The following is a 20,546-nucleotide window of genomic DNA, read 5'->3' on the forward strand; positions in this document are numbered from 1 at the left end:
GGCAAGAGACGATCTGAATCGTCCATTTGACAATATTCCCGGAAGCGCCTCGACGAGGCCGGTACCGGGATCACAGGAGACGGAAACATGAAGATGACGACACTGTTCTATTCGAAAATACTGGCTTGCGCACTGGCAGCCACGTGCGCCCTCGGTGCGGCGGCCGACGCCGGCGCCCAGACGCTTGGCGACTTGATCAAGAAAGGCAAGCTGACCATCGGCGTGGTCAGCGGCACGCCGCCGTTTGGCAGCATCGACGCCAAGGGCGCGCCCGTCGGCTATGACGTCGACGTCGCCAACCTGATCGGCAAATACCTGAACCTGCCCGTGGAAGTGGTGCCCCTGACGGCGCCGTCGCGCGTGCCGTCGCTGGAATCGGGCAAGGTCGATTTCCTCGTGGCAACCCTGGCGCCCACGCCGGAACGGGCCAAGACCCTGATGTTCACCATGCCCTACAGCGCGTTCGAACTGGCCATCGTCGCGCCGGTCGGCGGCAAGCTCAAGGCCCTGGCCGACTTGAAGGGCAAGAAGGTGGGCGTGACGCGCGGCACCACGAATGACACGGCGCTGAGCCGCATGGCCCCGGCCGGCACCAGCATCGTGCGTTTCGAGGATGACGCCACCGTCACCCAGGCCTTGCTCAGCAAGCAGGTCGACGCCGTCTCGATTCCCAGCACGATGGCGCTCGACATCATCAAGACGCGCGGCGCGGGCAAGATCGAGGTCCGCTTCGCCTACTCGCTGCAGCCCAACTCGATGGCCGTGCGCCGCGGCGACTTCGAGCTGCACCAGTGGCTCAACAACTTCATCTACTACGTCAAGCTGAATGGCGAACTCGACGCCATCGCGCGCAAGTGGAGCGGCGCGCCGCTGCCGGCGCTGCCGACCTTCTGATACCGCGACCCGCACAGGGAGAGTGTTCGTCCGCACGGCGCGCCGCCATGGTGGCGCGGCCGGGGATGCGCACGTAGACAAGGAGTTGAGTATGCCGTATGAATTTCATTTCGAACTCGTCATGCAATCGCTGGACCGCCTGCTGTGGGGCGCGGCGCTGACGATACGCCTGAGCGCCCTGTCCATGGTGCTGGGGCTGGCGGTGGGCGTCTGCGCCGCCGTTATCCTGAAGAACGGTCCCGCCTATGCCCGCGCGGCGGTGCGCGCGTATGTCGAGGTGATCCGCAGCACGCCGTTCCTGGTGCAGCTGTTCATCATCTACTTTGGCTTGCCGTCGCTGGGCCTGCAGCTCGACGCCAACGGTGCCGCCCTGGTCGCCATGACGGTCAACCTGGGCGCCTACGCGGCGGAAATCGTGCGCGCCGGCATCGGCGCCGTGCATCCGTCGCAGCTGGAAGCGGCGCAGGCGCTGGGCATGACGCGCTGGCAAGTGATGCGCCACGTGGTGCTGCTGCCGGCGCTGGAAAAGGTGTATCCGGCGCTGGCCAGCCAGTTCACGCTGATGATGCTCGCATCGAGCGTCGTGTCGGCCATTTCCGCCGAAGAGCTGACCGCCGCCGCCCACTTGCTCGACGCGGAAACCTTCCGCAGCTTCGAGATCTACATCGTCGTGATGGTGCTGTACATCCTGCTGGCCCTGCTGTTCCGCTTCGGCTTCTGGGTGCTGGGCCAGATCGTCTTCAAACGCCGCCGCCGTCTTGGCGCGGTGCGCATGGGAGCATGACATGATCAGTGACTTTTCCTGGGATAACCTGCAATTCCTGCTCGAGGCCACGCGCTGGACCATCGGCCTGTCGCTGATCGTCTTTATCACGGGCGGCATCGCCGGCTTCGCGGTGGCGCTGCTGCGCACGGCGCGCAGCCGATTCCTGCGCTGCATCAGCGCCCTGTACATCCAGCTGATCCAGGGTACGCCCGTGCTGATCGTGCTGTTTTTGACCTATTACGGGCTGGCTCTGTTCGGCTACAAGCTGTCGCCGGTCATCGCGGCCGGCGCGGCGATGACGATCTTTGCCAGCGCCTACCTGGGCGAGATCTGGCGCGGCTGCATCGAAGGCGTGCAGCGGCAGCAGTGGGAGGCGTCCGCCGCGCTGGCGCTGAACCGCTACCAGCAGCTGCGCTACGTCATCCTGCCGCAGGCGCTGCGCCATTCGCTGCCGCCGACGGTGGGCTTCATGGTGCAGATCATCAAGAACACTTCGATCACCTCGATCATCGGCGTGGTGGAACTGACGCGGGCAGGGCAACTGGTCAGCAACGCGACCTTCCTGCCTTTCATCGTCTTCCCCATCGTCGCCCTGATCTACTTCGCGCTGTGCTATCCGCTGTCGCGCTACAGCCATTCACTGGAAAGGAAATTCCATGCCCATCGTTGAAATCGACCATATCAGCAAGAGCTTCGGCGCCAACCACGTGCTCAAGGGCGTGTCGTTCGCCGTCGAGAGGGGCCAGGTGATCGCCGTGATCGGCCGCAGCGGCTCCGGCAAGAGCACCATGTTGCGCTGTATCAATGGCCTGGAAACCATCGACAGCGGCAGCATCGTCGTGGCCGGCCACACGCTGACGGCGCGCCAGGAGCATCTGCTCGACTTGCGCAAGGATGTCGGCATGGTCTTCCAGAGCTACAACCTGTTCCCCCACCTGACCGTGGAAGAAAACGTCATGCTGGCGCCGCGCATCGTCAAGAAGGTGCCCGACGCCCAGGGCCGCGCCACGGCGCTGCGCGTGCTCAAGCAGGTGGGCCTGGACCACAAGCGCGAGGCCTATCCCGAGCAGCTGTCGGGCGGCCAGCAGCAGCGCGTGGCGATCGCCCGCTCGCTGGCGATGGAGCCGCAGGTGATGCTGTTCGACGAAGTGACGTCGGCGCTCGACCCGGAATTGACGCAGGAAGTGCTGAAGGTGATGGAAGAGCTGGCGCAGGCGGGCATGACGATGCTGCTGGTGACGCACGAGATGGAGTTCGCGCGGCGCATGGCCGACGTCACCGTCTTCATGCACCAGGGATTGGTGTGGGAGAGCGGGCCGTCGGAAGCCTTTTTCAGCAATCCGCAAACGCCCGAAGCGCGCCAGTTCGTCGGCGCGGGAGCGATCAAGTGAGCCCCGTCCTGGTGGCCGCGTCGGCCTACGGCGCAAGCAGGGTAAGGCAGCTGGGGCAAAGCCAGTTCATCGACGTGGTGGCCGATGCGGGCGGCGCCGGCATCGAGATCCGCCGCGAACTGTTTACTTCCGACTTGCCGGACCTGGCGCGCATGGGCGCGGCGGTGGCCGCGCGCGGCCTGTACTGCGTGTATTCCACGCCCATCGAATTGTGGGGTGCGGACGGCTTGTTGCAGCACGAGCTGCTGCAGCAGATGCTGGACGAGGCGGCGCGGCTGGGAGCGCGCTACCTGAAGGTGTCGCTCGGTCATTACCCGGCCGCGCCGGACCTGGCGGCCTTGCACGCCCAACTGGCGGCGGCGCCCGTGGCGCTGCTGGTGGAAAACGACCAGACGGCCCACGGCGGCAAGCTGGCGACGATGGCGCGCTTCCTGGCGGCGGCGGACGAAGCGGGGCTGCCGGTGGGGCTGACCTTCGACATCGGCAACTGGCGCTGGGTGGGCGAGGATGCGCAGCAGGCGGCGCGCCTGCTGGCGCCGTACGTGCGCTATGTGCATTGCAAGGCTGTCCTTGACGACGGCGGAAGGCTGTCCGCCTGCGCCGTTTCCGACGCCGATCCGGCCTGGCGCGCCGTCTTCGCGCATTTCGCGCCGGGCGTGCAGCGGGCCATCGAATTCCCGCTCGAGGGCGCCGACCTGGTGGCCGAAACGGGCCGCTACATTCAGATGCTGGAGGCAGCATGATGGCGCAGGAATCGAATCAAGGGGCGCACGCGCTCGACGTCGTCACGTATGGCGAGGCGATGGCGATGTTCGTTGCCGAGCAAACGGGCGACCTGGCGGCCGTGGCGCACTTCACGCGCCGCCTGGCCGGCGCCGAGACGAATGTCGCCATCGGCCTGGCGCGCCTGGGCTTGAAGGTCGGCTGGCTGAGCCGGGTGGGCGACGATTCCTTCGGCCGCTTCATCCGCGCCAGCGTGCAGGCCGAAGGCGTCGATTGCAGCCGGGTCGTCACCGTCGCCGGCCAGTCCAGCGCCTTCCTGCTCAAGGAAAAGGCCGAGAATGGCGCCGATCCGCTGGTCGAATACTTCCGCAAGGGGTCCGCCGCCAGCCGGCTGGCGCCCGAGCACTTCGACCCCGCCTATTTCCTGTCCGCGCGCCACCTGCACGCCACGGGCGTGGCCGCGGCGCTGTCCGAGACCAGCCTGGCGTTCGCCGGCCAGGCGCTCGACTTCATGCGCGCCAACGGCCGGAGCGTGTCGTTCGACCCGAATCTGCGGCCCTCGCTGTGGCCGTCGCAAGCCGTCATGGTCGAACAGATCAACCGCCTGGCCGCCAAGGCGGACTGGGTGCTGCCCGGCCTGGGGGAGGGAAAAATCCTCACCGGCCACGACCTGCCGCACGACGTCGCCGGCTTTTACCTGCAGCGGGGTGCGCGGCTGGTGGTCGTCAAGCTGGGCGCCGACGGCGCCTATTACCGCACGGCCGAGGGTGACAGCGGCATGGTGCCGGGCGAGCGCGTGGTCAACGTGGTCGACACGGTGGGCGCCGGCGACGGCTTCGCGGCCGGCCTGGTCAGCGCCTTGCTGGAAGGCTTGCCGCTGGCGCAGGCGGTGGGGCGCGGCAACCGGGTCGGCGCCTTCGCCATCCAGGTGGCCGGCGACATGGAAGGCTTGCCGACCCGCGCCCAGCTCGACGCGCTGGTCCCATCTTGAACCATACAGGGGAAATACTCGTGAAAAAACATGTGGTTGTGTACAAAAAACTGGCCGAGCCGCTGCTGGCGCGCCTGCGCGCCGAATGCGAGGTGACGTATTTCGAGGCGATCGATGCGGGCAACCGCGCCGCATTCGCCGCCGCCATCCGCGGCGCGCATGGCTTGCTGGGCGCCAGCGTGCGCCTGGACCGTGAATTGCTGGACCCGGCGGAAGGGCTGCGCATCATTTCCACCATTTCGGTGGGCGTCGACCAGTTCGACGTCGATTATTTGCGCGAACGGGGCATCCTGCTGGCCAATACGCCGGACGTGCTGACGGAAACGACGGCCGACACGATCTTCGCGCTGATCCTCGCCAGCGCGCGGCGCGTCGTTGAGCTAGCCGAATTCGTCAAGGCGGGACGCTGGACGCGCAGCGTGGGCGAAAGCCAGTATGGCGTCAACGTGCATGGCAAGACCATCGGCATGCTGGGCATGGGCCGCATCGGCCGCGCCGTCGCCCGCCGCGCCGCGCTGGGTTTCGGCATGCAGGTGCTGTACGTGAACGGCGAAGCCGTGCCCGAGGTGGAGGCGGCGCTGGGTGCGCGCCAGGTAGCGCTCGACGACTTGCTGGCCGGGTCGGACTTCGTCTGCGTGGTGCTGCCGCTGACGGCGCAGACGGAACGCATGATGGGCCGGCGCGAGTTCGCGCTGATGCGCCCCGGCGCCATCTTCATCAACGGTTCGCGCGGGCGCATCGTCGACGAGGCGGCGCTGATCGAGGCGCTGCAGCAGGGCAGCATCCACGGCGCCGGTCTCGACGTGTTCGAGCGCGAACCGCTGGCGCCGGACAATCCGCTGCCGCACATGGCGAACGTGGTGGCGCTGCCGCATATCGGCTCGGCCACGCACGAAACGCGCTACGCCATGGCGCAGCAGGCCGTGGACAACCTGCTGGCCGGTTTGCGCGGCGAGCGTCCGCGCCACCTGGTGAGCCAGGGACAGTTTTCACAAGAAGATAGACAGGGCAAGACATGAAGAAGAAGGTAGTAGGGGCAATGATCATCGGCGCCGGCAGCGGCTTGTGCTTCGCGCAGTCGAACGTTGCCGTGTACGGCATCATGGACATGGGCGTGGTGTCCGAGAGCGGCGGCGCCGGCGGCAGGGTGCTCAAGGTGACGAGCGGCATCGCCAATGGCTCGCGGCTCGGTTTCAAGGGCAGCGAAGACCTGGGCGGCGGCATGACGGCGCTGTTTACGATGGATGCGGGCATACTGGCCGACACGGGCGCTTCGGCCCAGGGCGGCCTGCTGTTCGGGCGCCAGGCCTTCGTTGGCCTGGGCGGCGCGGCGGGCACCTTGCGGCTGGGCCGCCAGTACACGTTCATCGACAGCAGCCTGGGGGCGCTGGACCCGTTCTACCTGGGTTTTGCGGGCAGGATGAGCAACGTCTTCACGGCCGGCTACATCAGCCGCGTCGACAACAGCATCACCTACAGCTCGCCCGTGCGCGGCGGCCTTTCCGGCGAACTGGCGTACGGTTTCGGCGAAGTGCCCGGTGATGCTTCGGCCAGGCGCTACACGGGCGCGGCAGCCACCTATGCCAGCGGGCCGCTGTATGTGCGCCTGGCGCACCAGGATGCCAACACCCTGTCAAGCGCGCTGGTGGCGGGCAGGGCGCGCAACACGGTGCTGGGCGCCACCTGGGACTTCGGCGTGGTCAAGGCGCATGGCGCCGTTGCCGTCAGCAAGAGCACGGCGGGCGCCGCCGCCACGGTCGACAGCGCGGACCTGATGCTGGGCGCCACCGTGCCTTTTGGCCCGCACCGCGTCCTGTTCTCGTACGTGCGGCGCGACGACCGGCGCGCCGCCAACGGCGACGCCTCCCAGGTCGGCATCGGCTACACCTACGCGCTGTCGAAGCGCAGCACCTTGTACGCGGCTTACGCGCATATCGACAACCGCAACGGCGCCGCCTACGTGGTGGGCAACGCCACCGACAACGGCACCGGCAACCAGGCCTGGAACCTCGGCCTGCGCCACACTTTTTAACGGGAGAATCGAATGAAGAAAATCGGATGGATACTGGTCGGCGCCAGCACCGTGGCGCGCGAATGGATGGTCGATGCGATCCGCCAGCAGGGCGACGCGGAAGTGCTGGCCGTGGTCAGCCGGGACGCCGCGCGCGGCGCCGCCTTTGCCGAGCAGTTCGGCATCGCCGCCAGCTATACGGACCTCGATGCGGCACTGGCGCATCCGGGCGCGGACGCCGTCTACATCAGCACCACCAACGAGTGGCACATGGCGCAGACCTTGCAGGCGGCGCGCGCCGGCAAGCACGTGCTGTGCGAAAAACCGCTGGCGCTGAACCTGGACGACGCCCGCCGCATGGTCGACGGTTGCGCCGAAGCGGGCGTGGTGCTGGGAATTAACCACCACCTGCGCAACGCCGCCAGCCATGGCAAGATGCGCGAGCTGATTCGCGCCGGCGAGATCGGCCAGCCCTTGTATTGCCGCGTGCTGCACGCGAACAACCTGCCGCAGCACCTGCGCGGCTGGCGCCTGGACGCGCCGGAGTCGGGCGGCGTCACGCTCGACATGTTCGTGCACGACGTCGACACCCTGCGCTTCCTGCTGGATGCGGAGCCGCGCCACGTCACCGCCTGCGCCACCAGCGGCGGCATGACGGTGGCCGGGCTGGAAGAGGGCCTGATGGCCGTCATCGAGTTCGACAACGGCACCCTGGTGCAGGTGCACGACGCGTTCAACGCGCCGTATTCGCTGTCCGGCGTGGAAATCATCGGCACCCAGGGCACGATCTTCGCCACCGGCGTCATGACGCAGCGCCCCGTCGGCACCATCAGCCTGACGCGCGACGGCGGCAGTGTCGACATCCCCGTCGAGCATGAAAACCTGTACGTGCGCTCGGTGCGCGCCTTCCAGCGCGCCATGCGCGGCGAAGGGCAGCCGGCCGCTACCGGCGACGACGGCATGCGCGCGCTGGCCACGGCGCTGGCGGCGCAGCAAGCCAGCCGCAGCCACCAGCGCGTGACCCTGGCCGGCTGACGGCCTGCGACAGACGTAAAAAAGCCGCCTGATCGCAAGATCAGGCGGCTTTTTTTGCCTTGAAGCATCGAACGCCTGAAAAATCGTAGCGAGCGGATGGGAGTTGCGGCTAAGAAGCGCAACTGTGCTATGGCACAGTGAGCATCGCAGGCCGCAAATCGCGACGCGCAGTAGATTTTTCAGGTGTTCATCACTCTTCGCGGCGCAGATGAGGGAACAGCAGGACGTCGCGGATGTTCGGCGAATCCGTGATGATCATCATCAGGCGGTCGATGCCGATGCCGCAGCCGCCGGCTGGCGGCATGCCGTATTCCAGCGCGCGGATGTAGTCGGCGTCGTAGAACATCGCCTCTTCATCGCCGGCGTCCTTGGCGGCGACTTGCGCCAGGAAGCGGGCTGACTGGTCTTCCGCGTCGTTCAACTCGGAGAAGCCGTTGGCGATTTCGCGGCCTACCATGAACAGCTCGAAGCGTTCGGTGATGCCGGCCACCGTGTCGGAAGCGCGCGCCAGTGGCGACACTTCGACCGGGTAGTCGATGATGTAGGTCGGTTCCCACAGCTGCGCTTCAGCCGTTTCTTCGAACAGCGCCAGTTGCAGCGCGCCCAGGCCGGCCGTGGCGAACGGCTTGACGCCGAATTTTTTCAGCTCTTCCTTGATGAATTCGGCATCGTTCAACTGCTCGGCGGTGTAGCCTGGAGCATACTTGTTGATCGCTTCGACGATGGTCAGGCGGTGGAACGGTTTTGCCAGATCCAGTTCGCGGCCGCCGTAGGTCAGGGTAGCGGTGCCGTGCGCGTCGATGGCGGCCTGGCGGATGACGGCTTCCGTGAAGTCCATCAGCCATTTGTAGTCGGTGTAGGCCGCGTAGAATTCCATCATCGTGAATTCAGGGTTGTGACGGATCGACACGCCTTCGTTGCGGAAGTTGCGGTTGATCTCGAACACGCGGTCGAAGCCGCCCACGACCAGGCGCTTCAGGTACAGCTCGGGCGCGATGCGCAGGAACATCTGCATGTCGAGCGCATTGTGGTGCGTGATGAACGGTTTTGCCGCGGCGCCGCCCGGAATCGTGTGCAGCATCGGCGTTTCCACTTCCATGAACTCGTTCTTTTCCATGAAGCGGCGGATCGACGAGATGGCGGCGGTACGCGCCTTGAAGGTGCGGCGCGTCTCTTCGTTCATGATCAGGTCGACGTAGCGCTGGCGGTACTTCGTTTCCTGGTCGGCCAGGCCGTGGAATTTGTCCGGCAGCGGGCGCAGCGACTTGGTGATCAGGCGCAGTTCCGTGACCTTGATGGTCAGTTCGTCCGTCTTGGTCTTGAACAGGGTGCCCGTCACGCCCAGGATATCGCCCAGGTCATAGTGGTGCAGGGCGGCCATGGCCGCTTCGCCGGTCAGGTCCAGGGTGGCGTAGATCTGAATGCGGCCGTCGGCCTTCGGGCCGGAGGCGTCTTGCAGGGTGGCGAAAGCGGCTTTCTTGCCCGCTTCGCGCTTGAGCATCATGCGGCCGGCCAGCACCACGGTGACAGGTTCGGCTTCCAGCTCTTCGCGCGTCTTGCCGCCGTATTGCGCGTGCAGGTCGGCCGCCTTGTGCTCGGGGCGGAAATCGTTCGGGAAGGCGACGCCTTGTTCGCGCAGTGCTGCCAGCTTGACGCGGCGCTCGGCGATGATCTTGTTTTCATCGGGGGCGGCGGCTTGTTCTTGGATATCCGTAGTCATGGTGTTCTTCGTTGGTGATTATTGATGATGTGGCGCCAGCGCTGGCGCCACGCTGGCAAACAGTGCGTCGACGTCGAGTGCGGAGAAATCCGGCACGATGGCAATGACGTTGTCGAAGGCGGCAAACGCCTCGGCCGGCAGGGTGGTGGTGAGCACCACGACGCGCATGCCGGCGCGGCGCGCCGCTTCCACGCCCAGGGGCGCGTCTTCGAAGACGATGCAGTCTTGCGGCAGCGCGCCGGCCAGCAGCGCGCCTTTCAGGAAAACGTCCGGGTGCGGCTTGCCCCGCTCCACGTCGGCGGCGCCGACGATGGCGTCGAAGCGGTGGCGCAGGTCCAGGCCATCGAGCGTGAACGCGATGTTCTCGTCCGGCGCTGCCGTGCCCACCACCAGCCCGACGCCAGCCTGGCGCGCGCTGGCGATCAGCCGGTCGAAGCCAGGCACTGTGGCCAGGTGCGGGCCATACAGTTCGCGGTAGACGACTTCCTTTTCCGCCAGCAGGGTGACATGGTCGGCATCCGCGCCCAGGTATTTGGCGATGATTTCGTGCCCCTGCCGTCCCGCCGTGTCGCGGAAAAAGGCGTCCGCGTCCAGCGCATGGCCGTGGCGTTCAAAGAACGCCAGCCACGACGTCGTGTGGAAGGCCATGTTGTCGACGATCGTGCCATCCATGTCGAACAGGAAGGCGCGCTGCGCCGGAGCGGATGCGTTCATTCTTACACGCCTTGCTTGAGCGAGGCGGAGATGAAGTCGTCGATGTCGCCATCGAGCACGCCCTTGGTATTGCCCGTCTCGAAACCGGTGCGCAAGTCCTTGATGCGGGACTGGTCCAGCACGTAGGAGCGGATCTGGTGACCCCAGCCCACGTCCGTCTTCGAGTCTTCCAGCTTCTGCTGCTCGCTCATGCGCTTGCGCAGTTCATGCTCGTACAGCTTCGCTTTCAGCATTTCCATCGCTTCGGCGCGGTTGCGGTGCTGCGAACGGTCGTTCTGGCACTGCACCACGATGCCGGTCGGCGCATGGGTCATGCGGACGGCGGAGTCGGTCTTGTTGATGTGCTGACCGCCGGCGCCCGACGCGCGGTAGGTATCGACGCGGATATCGGCCGGGTTGACGTCGATCTCGATCGAATCGTCGACTTCCGGATACACGAACAGCGACGTAAACGAGGTGTGGCGGCCGTTGGCCGAGTCGAATGGCGACTTGCGCACCAGGCGGTGCACGCCCGTTTCCGTGCGTAGGAAGCCGTAGGCGTGATCGCCCTCGACCTTCAGGGTGGCCGTCTTGATGCCGGCTACCTCGCCGTCGGACTGCTCCAGGATTTCGACCTTGAAGCCCTTGCGTTCGCAATAGCGCAGGTACTGGCGCAGCAGCATTGAGGCCCAGTCCTGGGCTTCCGTACCGCCGGCGCCGGCCTGGATGTCGATGAAGCAGTTGTTCGGGTCCATCGGATTGTTGAACATCCGGCGGAATTCCATGCTTTCGATGACCTTGCGGATTTCCTGCACGTCCTGCTCGATCGCTTCGAGCGTCTCGTCGTCGCCTTCTTCGCGGGCCATGTCGAACAGGTCGCGGGTGTCGCGCAGGTCGGCATCGGCCTTGGCGAGCGTGAAGACGATGGCTTCCAGCGCCTTCTTCTCTTTACCGAGGTCCTGGGCGCGCTTCGGATCGTTCCAGACGGTGGGATCTTCCAGCTCTTCGTTGACTTGCTCTAGTTTCTCCGACTTGACAGTGAAGTCAAAGATACCTCCGAAGTTCGGCTTCGCGGACCGTCAGGTCGTTGAGCAGGGCGGAGATGATATTGATGCGTTCGGCTTCCATAATGTTCTGGTCTTCTATGGTGAAATCAAACCCTGAATTATACGCGAGCGCGGCGCGTTTCCGCTGCCGCCGCGGCGCAATTGCTGCCGCACGGGGCAATAAAATGACGATTTTGCTGTATTTGCGACAATATTTTTGCCTTGATAGGGGCTGCCGTGCTGCGTATGATGCTGGCGATATTGTCTTTCCACAGGAATACATCATGCTTCAACTTCCCCGTCTCGCCCTGTTACCGCTGCTGCTGGCCGGCTGCGGCGCCTTGCCGCCCGCCGCCACGGGACCCGTCCGGTCGCCATCGGCCGCGCCGGCCGGCAGCAGCGCCACCCTGGCCCTGCTGGAGACGACGGACTTGCACGCGAATGTGCTCAGTTATGATTACTACAAGCTGCAGGCGGAACCGTCGATCGGCCTGGAACGCACGGCGGCCTTGATCGCCCAGGCGCGTGCGCAGTTCCCGAACAATCTCTTGCTCGACAACGGCGACACCATCCAGGGCACGGCCCTGGCCGACTACCAGGCATTGGTCAAACCGCTGGCTTGCGACCAGACCCTGGCCATCTACAAGGCCATGAACTTGCTGAAAGTGGACGGCGGCGGCATCGGCAACCACGAATTCAACTACGGCCTGGCGTTTTTGAGCCAGGTGACAGGCAACCGCTTCGACGTCGACAGCGTCGACGCCAGCAAACCGCGCTGCGCCGGTCCCGCATTCCCGCAAGTGCTGGCCAATGTCTACAGCGTCAAGACGGGCCAGCCCCTGTTTGCGCCATATCACATCATCGACAAGCAGATCACGGCCACCGGCCCCGATGGCAAACCGGTGACGAGCACCGTGAAGGTGGGCATCATCAGCTTTGCGCCGCCCACCATCATGGCCTGGGACAAGCGCTGGCTGGAAGGCCGCGTCTACACGCAGGGCGTGCGCGAGACAGCGGAAAAATTCATCCCCGAGATGCGCGCCAGGGGCGCCGAGCTGGTGGTGGCCATTTCGCACGGCGGTCTCGATGACAGCCCGTACTCGCCAACCATGGAAAACGGTAATTACTACCTGTCGCAAGTGCCGGGCGTGGACGCCATGCTGATCGGCCATTCGCACCAGCTGTTCCCGAACGCGGCCAGCACGGTGCCGCAGTTTAATTTGCCCGGCGTCGACAAGGTCAAAGGGCTGGTCAACGGCGTGCCGACCGTGATGGCCAATTTGTGGGGCAAGCACCTGGGCGTGATCGGTTTGCGCCTGCGCCACGACGGCAAGCAGTGGGTGGTCGACAAGAGCGCCACCACGGTGGAAGCGCGCGGCATCCAGAATGCGGACAAGAGTTACGTCCAGCCCGACGCAGCCATCGCCGCACTGGTGGCCGAGGAGCACGCAGCGACGATCGCCTACGTGCAGACACCGGTCGGCGCCACGGACTTCCGCATGTCGACGTATTTTGCCGACGTGGGCGACGTCAGCGCCATCGAAGTGGTGAACCAGGCGCAAGCGGGCTACCTGGCCGCCTACGTGAAGGCGAACCTGCCGCAATATGCCAGTCTGCCCGTACTGTCGATGTCGTCCCCGTTCAAGAGCGGCTCGGCCGGCGTGTCCGACTACACGGACGTCAAGGCGGGCAACGTGGCGCTGAACAACGCGGCCGACCTGTATCTGTATCCGAACGCGCTGTACGGCGTGAAGATGAATGGCGTCGAATTGAAGGCCTGGCTGGAGCAGTCGGCGCGGCGCTTCAATACCATCGATGTCAACAAGACCGAGCCGCAGGAACTGGTCAACACGGCCCATCCGAGCTACAACTTCGATACGCTCACCAGCGCCGACGTGCGCTACCAGATCGACGTCACGCAGCCGCCGGGTCGCCGCATCCAGGGCCTGACGTTCAAGGGCAAGCCGGTGGACGCGGGCCAGGAATTTCTCATCGCGACAAATAACTACCGCGCCAGCGGCGGCGGCAATTTCCCCGGCCTCGACGGCAGCAAGACGGTGGTGGCGTCGCCCGACAACAACCGCGAGCTGCTGATCGCCTACGTCACGCAGCAGAAACACCTGACGCGCGCGAAAAACGGTTCCGCGCGCAGCTGGCGCTTCGCCAGGGTTGCCACGAAAGGCCCCGTGGTCTTCCATTCCGCGCCGAACGTGATCGAGCTGGCGAAGGCGGCCGGCATCGATAACGTCACGCAGTTGAAGCTTGATGACGGTGCCGGCAAGGGCTTTGCGCTGTATCAGCTCGACCTGTCGAAATGAAGGCATGGTTGTTTACCGTTGCCCTGGCCGTATCGCCACTGGCATGGGCAGGGCCGGATGTCACGGCCCAGGCCAAGGTCTTGATGCGCGCGGGCGAGGCGAGCCAGCCGCAGGCGCGCGCCCTGTTCGAGCACGCGGCGGGGCAGGGCGGCGGTCCTGCAGCGTATTACTTGGGATTAATGCACAAGAACGGCATGGGCGGCCCGCAGGACAGCGCCGCCGCGTTGCGCTGGCTGGAACTGGCCGCGCAACGCGGCGTGGCGCCAGCCATGTTCATCGTGGCAAACATGCTGCAGGACGCCGATGAAACACGGGCGCGTCACTGGCTGGATGCCGCCTGCGACCTGGAATACCCGGAAGCGCTGCAGCAGAAATCCGTCGCCCTGGGCGAAGGGCGCATGGGCTATGCGCACAGCGAGGAACAGGCGAACCTGTACCTGAAAATGGCCACGCACGCGATGGGGCACAGGGCCGCAGAGCCGTGATTGTCCGCCAGGTCAGGTTCGCAGGCTATTTGCAGCCTCGGCAATGGCCAGCGGGTTGCGCGACAGCAGGGCGGCGGCCAGGTCCAGCAAGCCTGCCGCCGCCTTGATGGCCGCGTGCGTGTGCCCGATGTCGGCCACGGTTTTCCTGCCTTGGTCGATGGCCGTGTTCACATTGGCCAATGCCTGCTGCGCACTCTGGTTGATCAGGTAGATGCCGTGGGCGCGGAAAAAGGACACCATCTGATCCAGGTGGCTTTCATATTGCTTGAGATCATGCAGCACGGCTGACGGCGTCGGCGGCGTGCGGTCGGTCAGCGCGATGCGCAGCTCCAGTACCTGGTTCGAGGCCTGTGCCAGCTTGTCGGCGATTTCCGTGGTTTGTTTTTCATCGAGTGCGATAACGTTGCCCATGTCCGACTCCTACCAGGGGGATGGTGAATAATTGGCGGCCTGTTTTTGCAGGGTATCGACTTGCTTGGCAAAAGTGTCCAGTTGACGTTCCAATGCCGGGTCTTGCATGGACTTGGCGCGCAAGGTGCTGAGACTGTTTTGCAATTCCGTCATGGCGGCAAGATAGGCCTCGATGACCTTGCCACGCTCCTGCAGCTGCCGCCCGTCAAGGTAGAGCTTGGCCTTCAGATAGTTGCTGGTCACGGGTTCCCTGGCGGCAGCGTTGTCGAGCGAGCGATTCAGGGATGCCAGCGTCAGGCTCTCGTCGTGCAGATTGGCCTGGTAGTTTTGCTGCGCATATTTTTTCAGCGCATTGCTGATGATATAAATATCGTCTTCGCGCGCCAGCAATTCGTTGATTCCCGACTGCTGTCTTTGCTGCGTGACAATCTGGCTGATCAGTGCGCTCAGGCGCGTGACTTTGTCCAGCTGGTCGGCGTCGAGCACCGGCGCCGTGCCGCCGGACTGCTGCAAGGCGCTCAGCGAACCGCCAAGGGCGCCGATCTCCTCCTTGTAGTTCGCCAGCTTGTCGTTGGCCAGCGCGGCAAGTACTTCCGCGTAGCGTTTCAATACATCGTTCAGTTCGGCTGTGCCCGCCAATTGCGCCGCATAGTCCTTGCAGCGCCGGAGCAGGTCCTGTTCCGTTTCCTGCGCAACGTAGGGGCGGTCGGTGATGATGCTGTTGCGCCGTACATTATTGGTGCAACTGCTCATGGAGTGGGTCAGCATGGGTTTGAATACTTCCGTTATCGCCACCGTCTGTCCCGCGAACTTGTCGACCGGCGTGAAGTTCTTGCAGGCGCTACTCATGCCGGCGATCAGCAGGCAGGCGCAGATGCTTGTCATGGGCTGGCGCATAGGGTCTCCATGGTAGGGAAGGGATTGCCGCCATGGCCGGTTGACCCTGGTTCAATGACCATATCACCATTGCATCGCTATACTTTTGACGCAGATCAGACATATGCATCGTGTGTCATGGTGTAGCACCTGTGTCAATTTGCGCCATATTTTCCTTACAAAAGACTGACAACAGGCCTGCAATTGCGGCTTTTCCGCATGTTGCGACGCGTCATATGTAGTTGTTGCTGGTGCATGTTTACTCACCTACAATGATTTATCGATGGGGCGGTTATCCAGCGTACGACTATAAAAATAAGTGGCATTAAAAACGTTGTATCAGAGGAGATGACAATGAATTTGAAACAGAAATTGCTCGTGGCAAGTTTGGTTTTGGGTTTCTCGCAGGCGGCAGTCGCAGCCGACCCCATCAAGATCGGCGTGTCCGGACCGTTTACGGGCGGTTCCGCGCCGATGGGCGTGTCGATGCGCGACGGCGTCAAGCTGGCCGTCGCTGAAATCAATGCCAAAGGTGGCGTACTGGGCCGTTCCCTGCTGCTCATCGAGCGCGATGACGAAGCGAAGAACGAACGCGGCGTGCAGATCGCCCAGGAACTGATCAACAAGGAAAAGGTCGCCGCCACCGTCGGCTACATCAACACGGGCGTGGCCCTCGCTTCGCAGCGCTTCTACCAGGAAGCGAAGATTCCCGTCATGAACAATGTGGCGACGGGCTCCATCGTCACCAAGCAATTCGCCGACCAGCCGGAAAACTACATCTTCCGCAATGCGGCCAATGACACCATCCAGTCCGGCATGATCGTGCATGAGGCGATCGAAAACCGCAAGTTCAAGAAAGTGGCGATCCTGGCCGACTCCACCAACTATGGCCAGCTGGGCCGCGAAGACCTGGAAAAGGCGCTCGACAAGAAGGGCATCAAGCCCGTCGTCGTGGAAAAATACAACATCAAGGACGTCGACATGACGGCCCAGCTGCTGAAAGCCAAGCAGGCGGGGGCGGAAGTCGTGCTGACCTACGGCATCGGCCCGGAACTGGCGCAGATCGCCAACGGCATGGAAAAACTGGGCTGGAAAGTGCCGCTGATCGGCAGCTGGACCCTGGCCATGGGTAACTTCATCGACAACGCGGGCAAGAACGGCAATGGCACGCGCATGCCGCAAACCTTCATCCAGGACGCCAGCACGCCGAAGCGCAAGGCCTTCATCGACGCCTACGTGGCCGCCTACAAGCCATCGGGCGGACGCATGCCGTCGGCCGTTTCGGCTGCGCAAGGCTACGATTCCATCTACCTGCTGGCCGCGGCCATCACGCAGGCGGGCGGCACGGACGGCCCGAAAGTACGCGCCGCGCTGGAAAACCTGAACGAGAAGGTGGAAGGCGCCGTCACCACCTACAACAAACCGTTCAGCAAGACCAACCATGAAGCGATCACGGCCGACCTGACCGTGTTTGGCGAAGTCAAGGACGGCAAGGTCGTCCTCGCGAAATAAGCCTGGCGGACAGTCGCCGCGCAGTGGCCAGCCTTGAGGAATCAGGACTGGCCATTTTTTTCATCTATCGTCTTCCGGGGAATACCATGGAAATTTTCCTGCAGCTCGTCTTCAGCGGCATCGCGCTGGGCATGATCTATGCCGTCATCGCCTTCGGCTACCAGCTGACCTTTGCCACTTCCGGCACCCTCAATTTCGGCCAGGGCGAATCCCTGATGCTGGGCGCGCTCGTGGGCCTTTCCCTGGTGGGCACCATCCACGGCGGGCCGTACATGAGCTATCTGCTGATGATCCCCATCGTCATCGTCTTCGGCGCCTTGCAGGGCGTGTTCGTCGAATGGATAGGCGTGCGGCCCGCCATCAAGATCAAGTCCGAATTCGGCTGGATCATGTCGACCATCGCGCTGGCCATCATTTTCAAGAACGTGGCGGAAAATATCTGGGGCAAGGATGACCTGATGTTCCCGTCGCCGCTGTCGGCCGCGCCGTTCCAGGTATTCGGCGCCAACGTGCAGCAGATGCAGGTGGCCGTCATCGTCGGCGCGCTGGCCATCATGCTGGCCGTGGAAGTATTCAACCGCAAGTCGATCTATGGCAAGGCCGTCGTGGCGACGGCCAACGACCGCGACGCGGCCGGTTTGATGGGCATCAACACGGGCATGGTCATCACCTTTTCCTACGCGCTGTCGTCGGCCACGGCCGCGTTTGCGGGCGTGCTGGTGGCGCCGCTGACCCTGACGGGCGCGACCATGGGCGCTTCGCTGGGCTTGAAAGCGTTTGCCGTGGCCATCATCGGCGGCCTGACCTCGGGCGTGGGCGCCATCGTCGGCGGCCTGATCCTGGGTATCGCCGAGACGACCACCGGCTACTACATCTCCACCGGCTACAAGGAAGTGCCTGGCCTGCTGCTCCTGCTGCTGGTGCTGGCCATCAAGCCGTCCGGCCTGTTCGGCAAAGCCGCGATCAAGAAAGTCTGAGGACGACATGAACAAGAAAATCACCATGCTGGCGTTGAGCGCGGCGGGACTGGCCGTGCTCGCGCTGTTCCCCATCGTCATTCCGAACCCATATTACATCCACCTGGCCGAGACCATATTGATCTATGCCATCCTGCTGTTCGGTCTCGATATCGTCGTCGGCTACACGGGGCAGGTGTCGCTGGGCCACGCGGGCCTGTTCGGCATCGGCTCCTACGCCACGGGCGTGCTGGTGTTCAAGCTGGGCGCGCCGTTCTGGCTGGCCATCCCCGCCAGCATCCTGGGCGCGGCCGTCTTCGGCGCCATCCTGGCCTTGCCGGCCCTGCGCGTGACGGGGCCCTACCTGGCGATGGTGACCCTGGCCTTCGGCACCATCGTGCAAATCCTGATCAATGAAATGAGCTTTCTGACGGAAGGGCCGATGGGCATCAAGATCCACAAGCCCGTCCTGTTCGGCCACAAGCTTTCCGAGGTCGAGTACTACTACATGGTCGCCGCGCTGCTGGTGATCTCGCTGGTGGTGGTGCACCGCATTCTGAAGTCGAACCTGGGCCGCGCCTTCGAAGCCTTGCGCGACAGCCCCATCGCCTCGGATTGCATGGGCGTCTCCGTGTATCGCTACAAGGTCTACGCCTTCGTCATCAGCGCCGGCTTCGCGGGCCTGGCCGGCAGCCTGTATGCGTATTCGGAAGAGTACATTTCGCCCAATACCTACAACTTCGAGTTGACGATATTGTTCCTGCTGGCCGTCATTATGGGCGGGCGCAAGACGCGTTCCGGCGCCCTGATCGGCGCCCTGATCGTCGTCATGCTGCCCAGCCTGCTGTCGGACATCGAATTGTTCCGCAAGATCGCCGTCGGCGCCGCCGTGCTGGGCGTGATCGGATCCATCATCATGCTGGCGAAGAAGCGCTCCACCGTGCGCGGCGTGCTCGTGCCCCTGGTGGCCACCATCGGCCTGGCCGCGTATTCGTACAAGCTGGAAAACATGGTCGACTGGCGCCTGACCATCTTCGGCCTGATGACCTTATTTGTCGTGTACTACCTGCAGGACGGCATCGTCGGCTTCCTGATGAGCTTTATCGGCAAGGGCCGGCGCCATGTGGAAGCCGTCGCTTCGCACGGCGTGGCGCCGTTCGACCACGCCCAGGGCGGGCAGCAGGGCGCGACCTTGCTGCGCGTGGACCAGGCCCTGATGCAGTTCGGCGGCCTGAAAGCGCTGAACCAGGTGGACTTGAACGTCACGCAGGGCTCCGTGCACGGCTTGATCGGGCCGAACGGCTCGGGCAAGAGCACGATGATGAACGTGCTGACTGGGATCTACAAGCCGACGGCGGGCAAGGTGGAATTTGCCGGCGTGGTGATTTCCGGCCGCACGCCGTCCGAAATCGCCCTGGGCGGCGTGGCGCGCACCTTCCAGAACGTGCAACTGTTCGGCGAGATGACGGCGACGGAAAACGTGCTGGTGGGCTTGCACAACACGTTCAAATCGAACGTGCTGGACGTGATGCTGCATACGCCCCGCTACAAGCGCGAAGAGAAGGCGGCGCGCGAGCGGGCCGCCAGCATCCTCGAATTCGTCGGCCTGGCCGACCTGGCCAACGAAGAGGCGCGCAATTTGCCGTACGGCAAGCAGCGGCTGCTGGAAATCGGCCGTGCGCTGGGCCTGAACCCGCGCCTGCTGCTGCTCGACGAGCCGGCGGCGGGCCTGACGGCGCCCGACATCAAGGAACTGATGGCCATCATCCGCAAGATCCGCGAGCACGGCATCACCATCATCCTGATCGAGCATCACATGGACGTGGTGATGGCCCTGTCGGACGTGGTGACGGTGCTGGACTTCGGCCAGAAGATCGCCGAAGGCGTGCCCGCGCTTGTCCAGAGCGACCCGAAAGTGATCGAAGCCTACCTGGGCGGCAGCGCCGAAACCCTGGCGCCAGCGGCGCACTGAGAGGAAGACCATGCTGACCATTAACAATCTGCACGCCGCCTACGGCAAAGTCGAAGTCTTGCACGGCATTTCGCTCGACGTCCCGAAAGGCAAACTGGTGACTCTGATCGGCTCGAACGGGGCCGGCAAGACCACCACCATGCGCGCCATTTCCGGCATGCTCAAACCGAAATCCGGCACTGTCACCCTGGGCGGCAAGGATGTCACGGGGCTCGATTCGCACCGTATCGCCCGCGCGGGACTGGCCCATTCGCCGGAAGGCAGGAGGGTGTTCGCCTCGATGTCGGTGACGGACAACCTGCTGCTGGGCGCCTTCCCCCGTTTTACGCGGGCGCGCCCGAAAGGCGACATCAAGGGAGACCTGGACAAGGCGCTGGAACTGTTCCCCCGCCTGAAGGAGCGGCGCGACCAGCTGGCCGGCACCTTGTCGGGCGGCGAGCAGCAAATGCTGGCCATGGCCCGCGCCGTGATGCTGAACCCGGAAGTCATCCTGCTGGACGAGCCGTCGATGGGCCTGGCGCCGATTCTGGTGGAAGAAGTCTTCCGCATCATCACGCGCTTGAAGGCGGAAGGCGTGACCATGCTGCTGGTCGAACAATTCGCCGCCGCCGCCCTGAACGTGGCCGATTACGGCTACGTGCTGGAAAACGGCAGCATTTCCGTGCACGGGCCGGCGGAAAGCCTGAAAAACGATCCGAAGGTGATCGCGGCCTACCTGGGCGGCGGGCATTGAGCATGGCTGGACA

21 protein-coding genes are annotated in these 20,546 nt (G+C 64.2%); 15 read left to right on the forward strand and 6 right to left on the reverse strand.

The window, feature by feature from the left end; all coding sequences use genetic code 11:
- Positions 1-87 precede the first annotated feature (87 nt).
- The 9 genes from OX460_RS02815 to OX460_RS02855 all read left to right on the forward strand — a co-directional run bounded on the left by OX460_RS02815 (position 88) and on the right by OX460_RS02855 (position 7,811).
- Positions 88-894, forward strand: coding sequence for a transporter substrate-binding domain-containing protein (locus OX460_RS02815; protein ID WP_289897570.1), 807 nt, complete (start codon positions 88-90; stop codon positions 892-894).
- Positions 895-985: 91 nt separating this feature from the next.
- A complete protein-coding gene (locus OX460_RS02820; RefSeq protein WP_099667567.1) occupies positions 986-1,678 on the forward strand; it encodes an amino acid ABC transporter permease in 693 nt (230 codons plus the stop codon).
- A gap of 1 nt (position 1,679) precedes the next feature.
- On the forward strand, positions 1,680-2,330 hold the full coding sequence (locus tag OX460_RS02825) for an amino acid ABC transporter permease (protein ID WP_251348358.1): 651 nt from the start codon (positions 1,680-1,682) through the stop codon (positions 2,328-2,330).
- On the forward strand, positions 2,317-3,051 hold the full coding sequence (locus OX460_RS02830; RefSeq protein ID WP_099667569.1) for an amino acid ABC transporter ATP-binding protein: 735 nt from the start codon (positions 2,317-2,319) through the stop codon (positions 3,049-3,051). The genes OX460_RS02825 and OX460_RS02830 overlap by 14 nt, the downstream gene beginning before the upstream one ends.
- Positions 3,048-3,794 carry a TIM barrel protein gene (locus tag OX460_RS02835; protein WP_289897571.1) on the forward strand — a complete coding sequence of 249 codons (747 nt, stop codon included), beginning with the start codon at positions 3,048-3,050 and terminating at the stop codon, positions 3,792-3,794. The genes OX460_RS02830 and OX460_RS02835 overlap by 4 nt, the downstream gene beginning before the upstream one ends.
- Positions 3,791-4,765 (forward strand): sugar kinase, encoded by a 975-nt coding sequence (locus OX460_RS02840; protein ID WP_289897572.1) that lies wholly within the window; start codon positions 3,791-3,793, stop codon positions 4,763-4,765. The genes OX460_RS02835 and OX460_RS02840 overlap by 4 nt, the downstream gene beginning before the upstream one ends.
- Before the next feature lie 20 nt (positions 4,766-4,785).
- Complete coding sequence (locus OX460_RS02845) at positions 4,786-5,784, forward strand: D-glycerate dehydrogenase (RefSeq protein WP_289897573.1); 999 nt, start codon at positions 4,786-4,788, stop codon at positions 5,782-5,784.
- Positions 5,781-6,797: a porin gene (locus OX460_RS02850; RefSeq protein WP_289897574.1), complete on the forward strand. Its 1,017-nt coding sequence runs from the start codon at positions 5,781-5,783 to the stop codon at positions 6,795-6,797. Before OX460_RS02845 ends, OX460_RS02850 begins: the two co-directional genes overlap by 4 nt.
- Before the next feature lie 12 nt (positions 6,798-6,809).
- Positions 6,810-7,811 (forward strand): Gfo/Idh/MocA family oxidoreductase, encoded by a 1,002-nt coding sequence (locus tag OX460_RS02855; RefSeq protein WP_289897575.1) that lies wholly within the window; start codon positions 6,810-6,812, stop codon positions 7,809-7,811.
- A 190-nt stretch (positions 7,812-8,001) separates the two neighbouring features.
- On the opposite strand, the gene lysS is transcribed toward OX460_RS02855, so the two are convergent.
- The 4 genes from lysS to OX460_RS02875 all read right to left on the reverse strand — a co-directional run bounded on the left by lysS (position 8,002) and on the right by OX460_RS02875 (position 11,556).
- On the reverse strand, positions 8,002-9,531 hold the full coding sequence (gene lysS / locus OX460_RS02860) for a lysine--tRNA ligase (RefSeq protein ID WP_099667574.1): 1,530 nt from the start codon (positions 9,529-9,531) through the stop codon (positions 8,002-8,004).
- A gap of 18 nt (positions 9,532-9,549) precedes the next feature.
- Positions 9,550-10,245, reverse strand: coding sequence for an HAD family phosphatase (locus OX460_RS02865; protein ID WP_289897576.1), 696 nt, complete (start codon positions 10,243-10,245; stop codon positions 9,550-9,552).
- Between the two features lie 2 nt (positions 10,246-10,247).
- A protein-coding gene (gene prfB / locus OX460_RS02870) for a peptide chain release factor 2 (RefSeq protein WP_139143151.1) occupies positions 10,248-11,352 on the reverse strand; the annotation gives its coding sequence in 2 pieces (ribosomal slippage) (positions 10,248-11,270 and positions 11,272-11,352; 1,104 coding nt in all).
- Positions 11,269-11,556 (reverse strand): hypothetical protein, encoded by a 288-nt coding sequence (locus OX460_RS02875; protein ID WP_171984906.1) that lies wholly within the window; start codon positions 11,554-11,556, stop codon positions 11,269-11,271. Before OX460_RS02875 ends, prfB begins: the two co-directional genes overlap by 84 nt.
- On the opposite strand from OX460_RS02875, the gene OX460_RS02880 reads away from it, so the two are divergent.
- Entirely contained in the window at positions 11,555-13,588 is a 2,034-nt protein-coding gene (locus tag OX460_RS02880; protein ID WP_289897577.1) for a bifunctional 2',3'-cyclic-nucleotide 2'-phosphodiesterase/3'-nucleotidase, read from the forward strand. The genes OX460_RS02875 and OX460_RS02880 overlap by 2 nt on opposite strands.
- Positions 13,585-14,073, forward strand: a complete 489-nt coding sequence (locus tag OX460_RS02885) for a hypothetical protein (RefSeq protein ID WP_289897578.1) — start codon at positions 13,585-13,587, stop codon at positions 14,071-14,073. Before OX460_RS02880 ends, OX460_RS02885 begins: the two co-directional genes overlap by 4 nt.
- 12 nt (positions 14,074-14,085) lie before the next feature.
- Here the strand turns inward: OX460_RS02885 and OX460_RS02890 are convergent, their stop codons facing one another.
- The gene (locus OX460_RS02890) at positions 14,086-14,484 is read right to left on the reverse strand and encodes a hypothetical protein (RefSeq protein ID WP_251348366.1); all 399 of its coding nucleotides are present in this window, start codon (positions 14,482-14,484) and stop codon (positions 14,086-14,088) included.
- Between the two features lie 9 nt (positions 14,485-14,493).
- Positions 14,494-15,369 (reverse strand): hypothetical protein, encoded by an 876-nt coding sequence (locus tag OX460_RS02895; protein WP_289897579.1) that lies wholly within the window; start codon positions 15,367-15,369, stop codon positions 14,494-14,496.
- Between the two features lie 345 nt (positions 15,370-15,714).
- Between OX460_RS02895 and OX460_RS02900 the strand changes: the two genes are divergently transcribed.
- From OX460_RS02900 to OX460_RS02915, 4 genes are all read left to right on the forward strand, one after another.
- The gene (locus tag OX460_RS02900) at positions 15,715-16,872 is read left to right on the forward strand and encodes an ABC transporter substrate-binding protein (RefSeq protein ID WP_046682990.1); all 1,158 of its coding nucleotides are present in this window, start codon (positions 15,715-15,717) and stop codon (positions 16,870-16,872) included.
- Positions 16,873-16,958: 86 nt separating this feature from the next.
- A complete protein-coding gene (locus tag OX460_RS02905) occupies positions 16,959-17,849 on the forward strand; it encodes a branched-chain amino acid ABC transporter permease (RefSeq protein ID WP_034782923.1) in 891 nt (296 codons plus the stop codon).
- Positions 17,850-17,856: 7 nt separating this feature from the next.
- Entirely contained in the window at positions 17,857-19,800 is a 1,944-nt protein-coding gene (locus OX460_RS02910) for a branched-chain amino acid ABC transporter ATP-binding protein/permease (RefSeq protein WP_289897580.1), read from the forward strand.
- A gap of 10 nt (positions 19,801-19,810) precedes the next feature.
- A complete protein-coding gene (locus OX460_RS02915; RefSeq protein ID WP_099667581.1) occupies positions 19,811-20,533 on the forward strand; it encodes an ABC transporter ATP-binding protein in 723 nt (240 codons plus the stop codon).
- The last annotated feature ends 13 nt before the right edge of the window (positions 20,534-20,546 follow it).

Source organism: Janthinobacterium sp. SUN033, assembly GCF_030397595.1.
GTDB lineage: Bacteria > Pseudomonadota > Gammaproteobacteria > Burkholderiales > Burkholderiaceae_D > Janthinobacterium > Janthinobacterium kumbetense.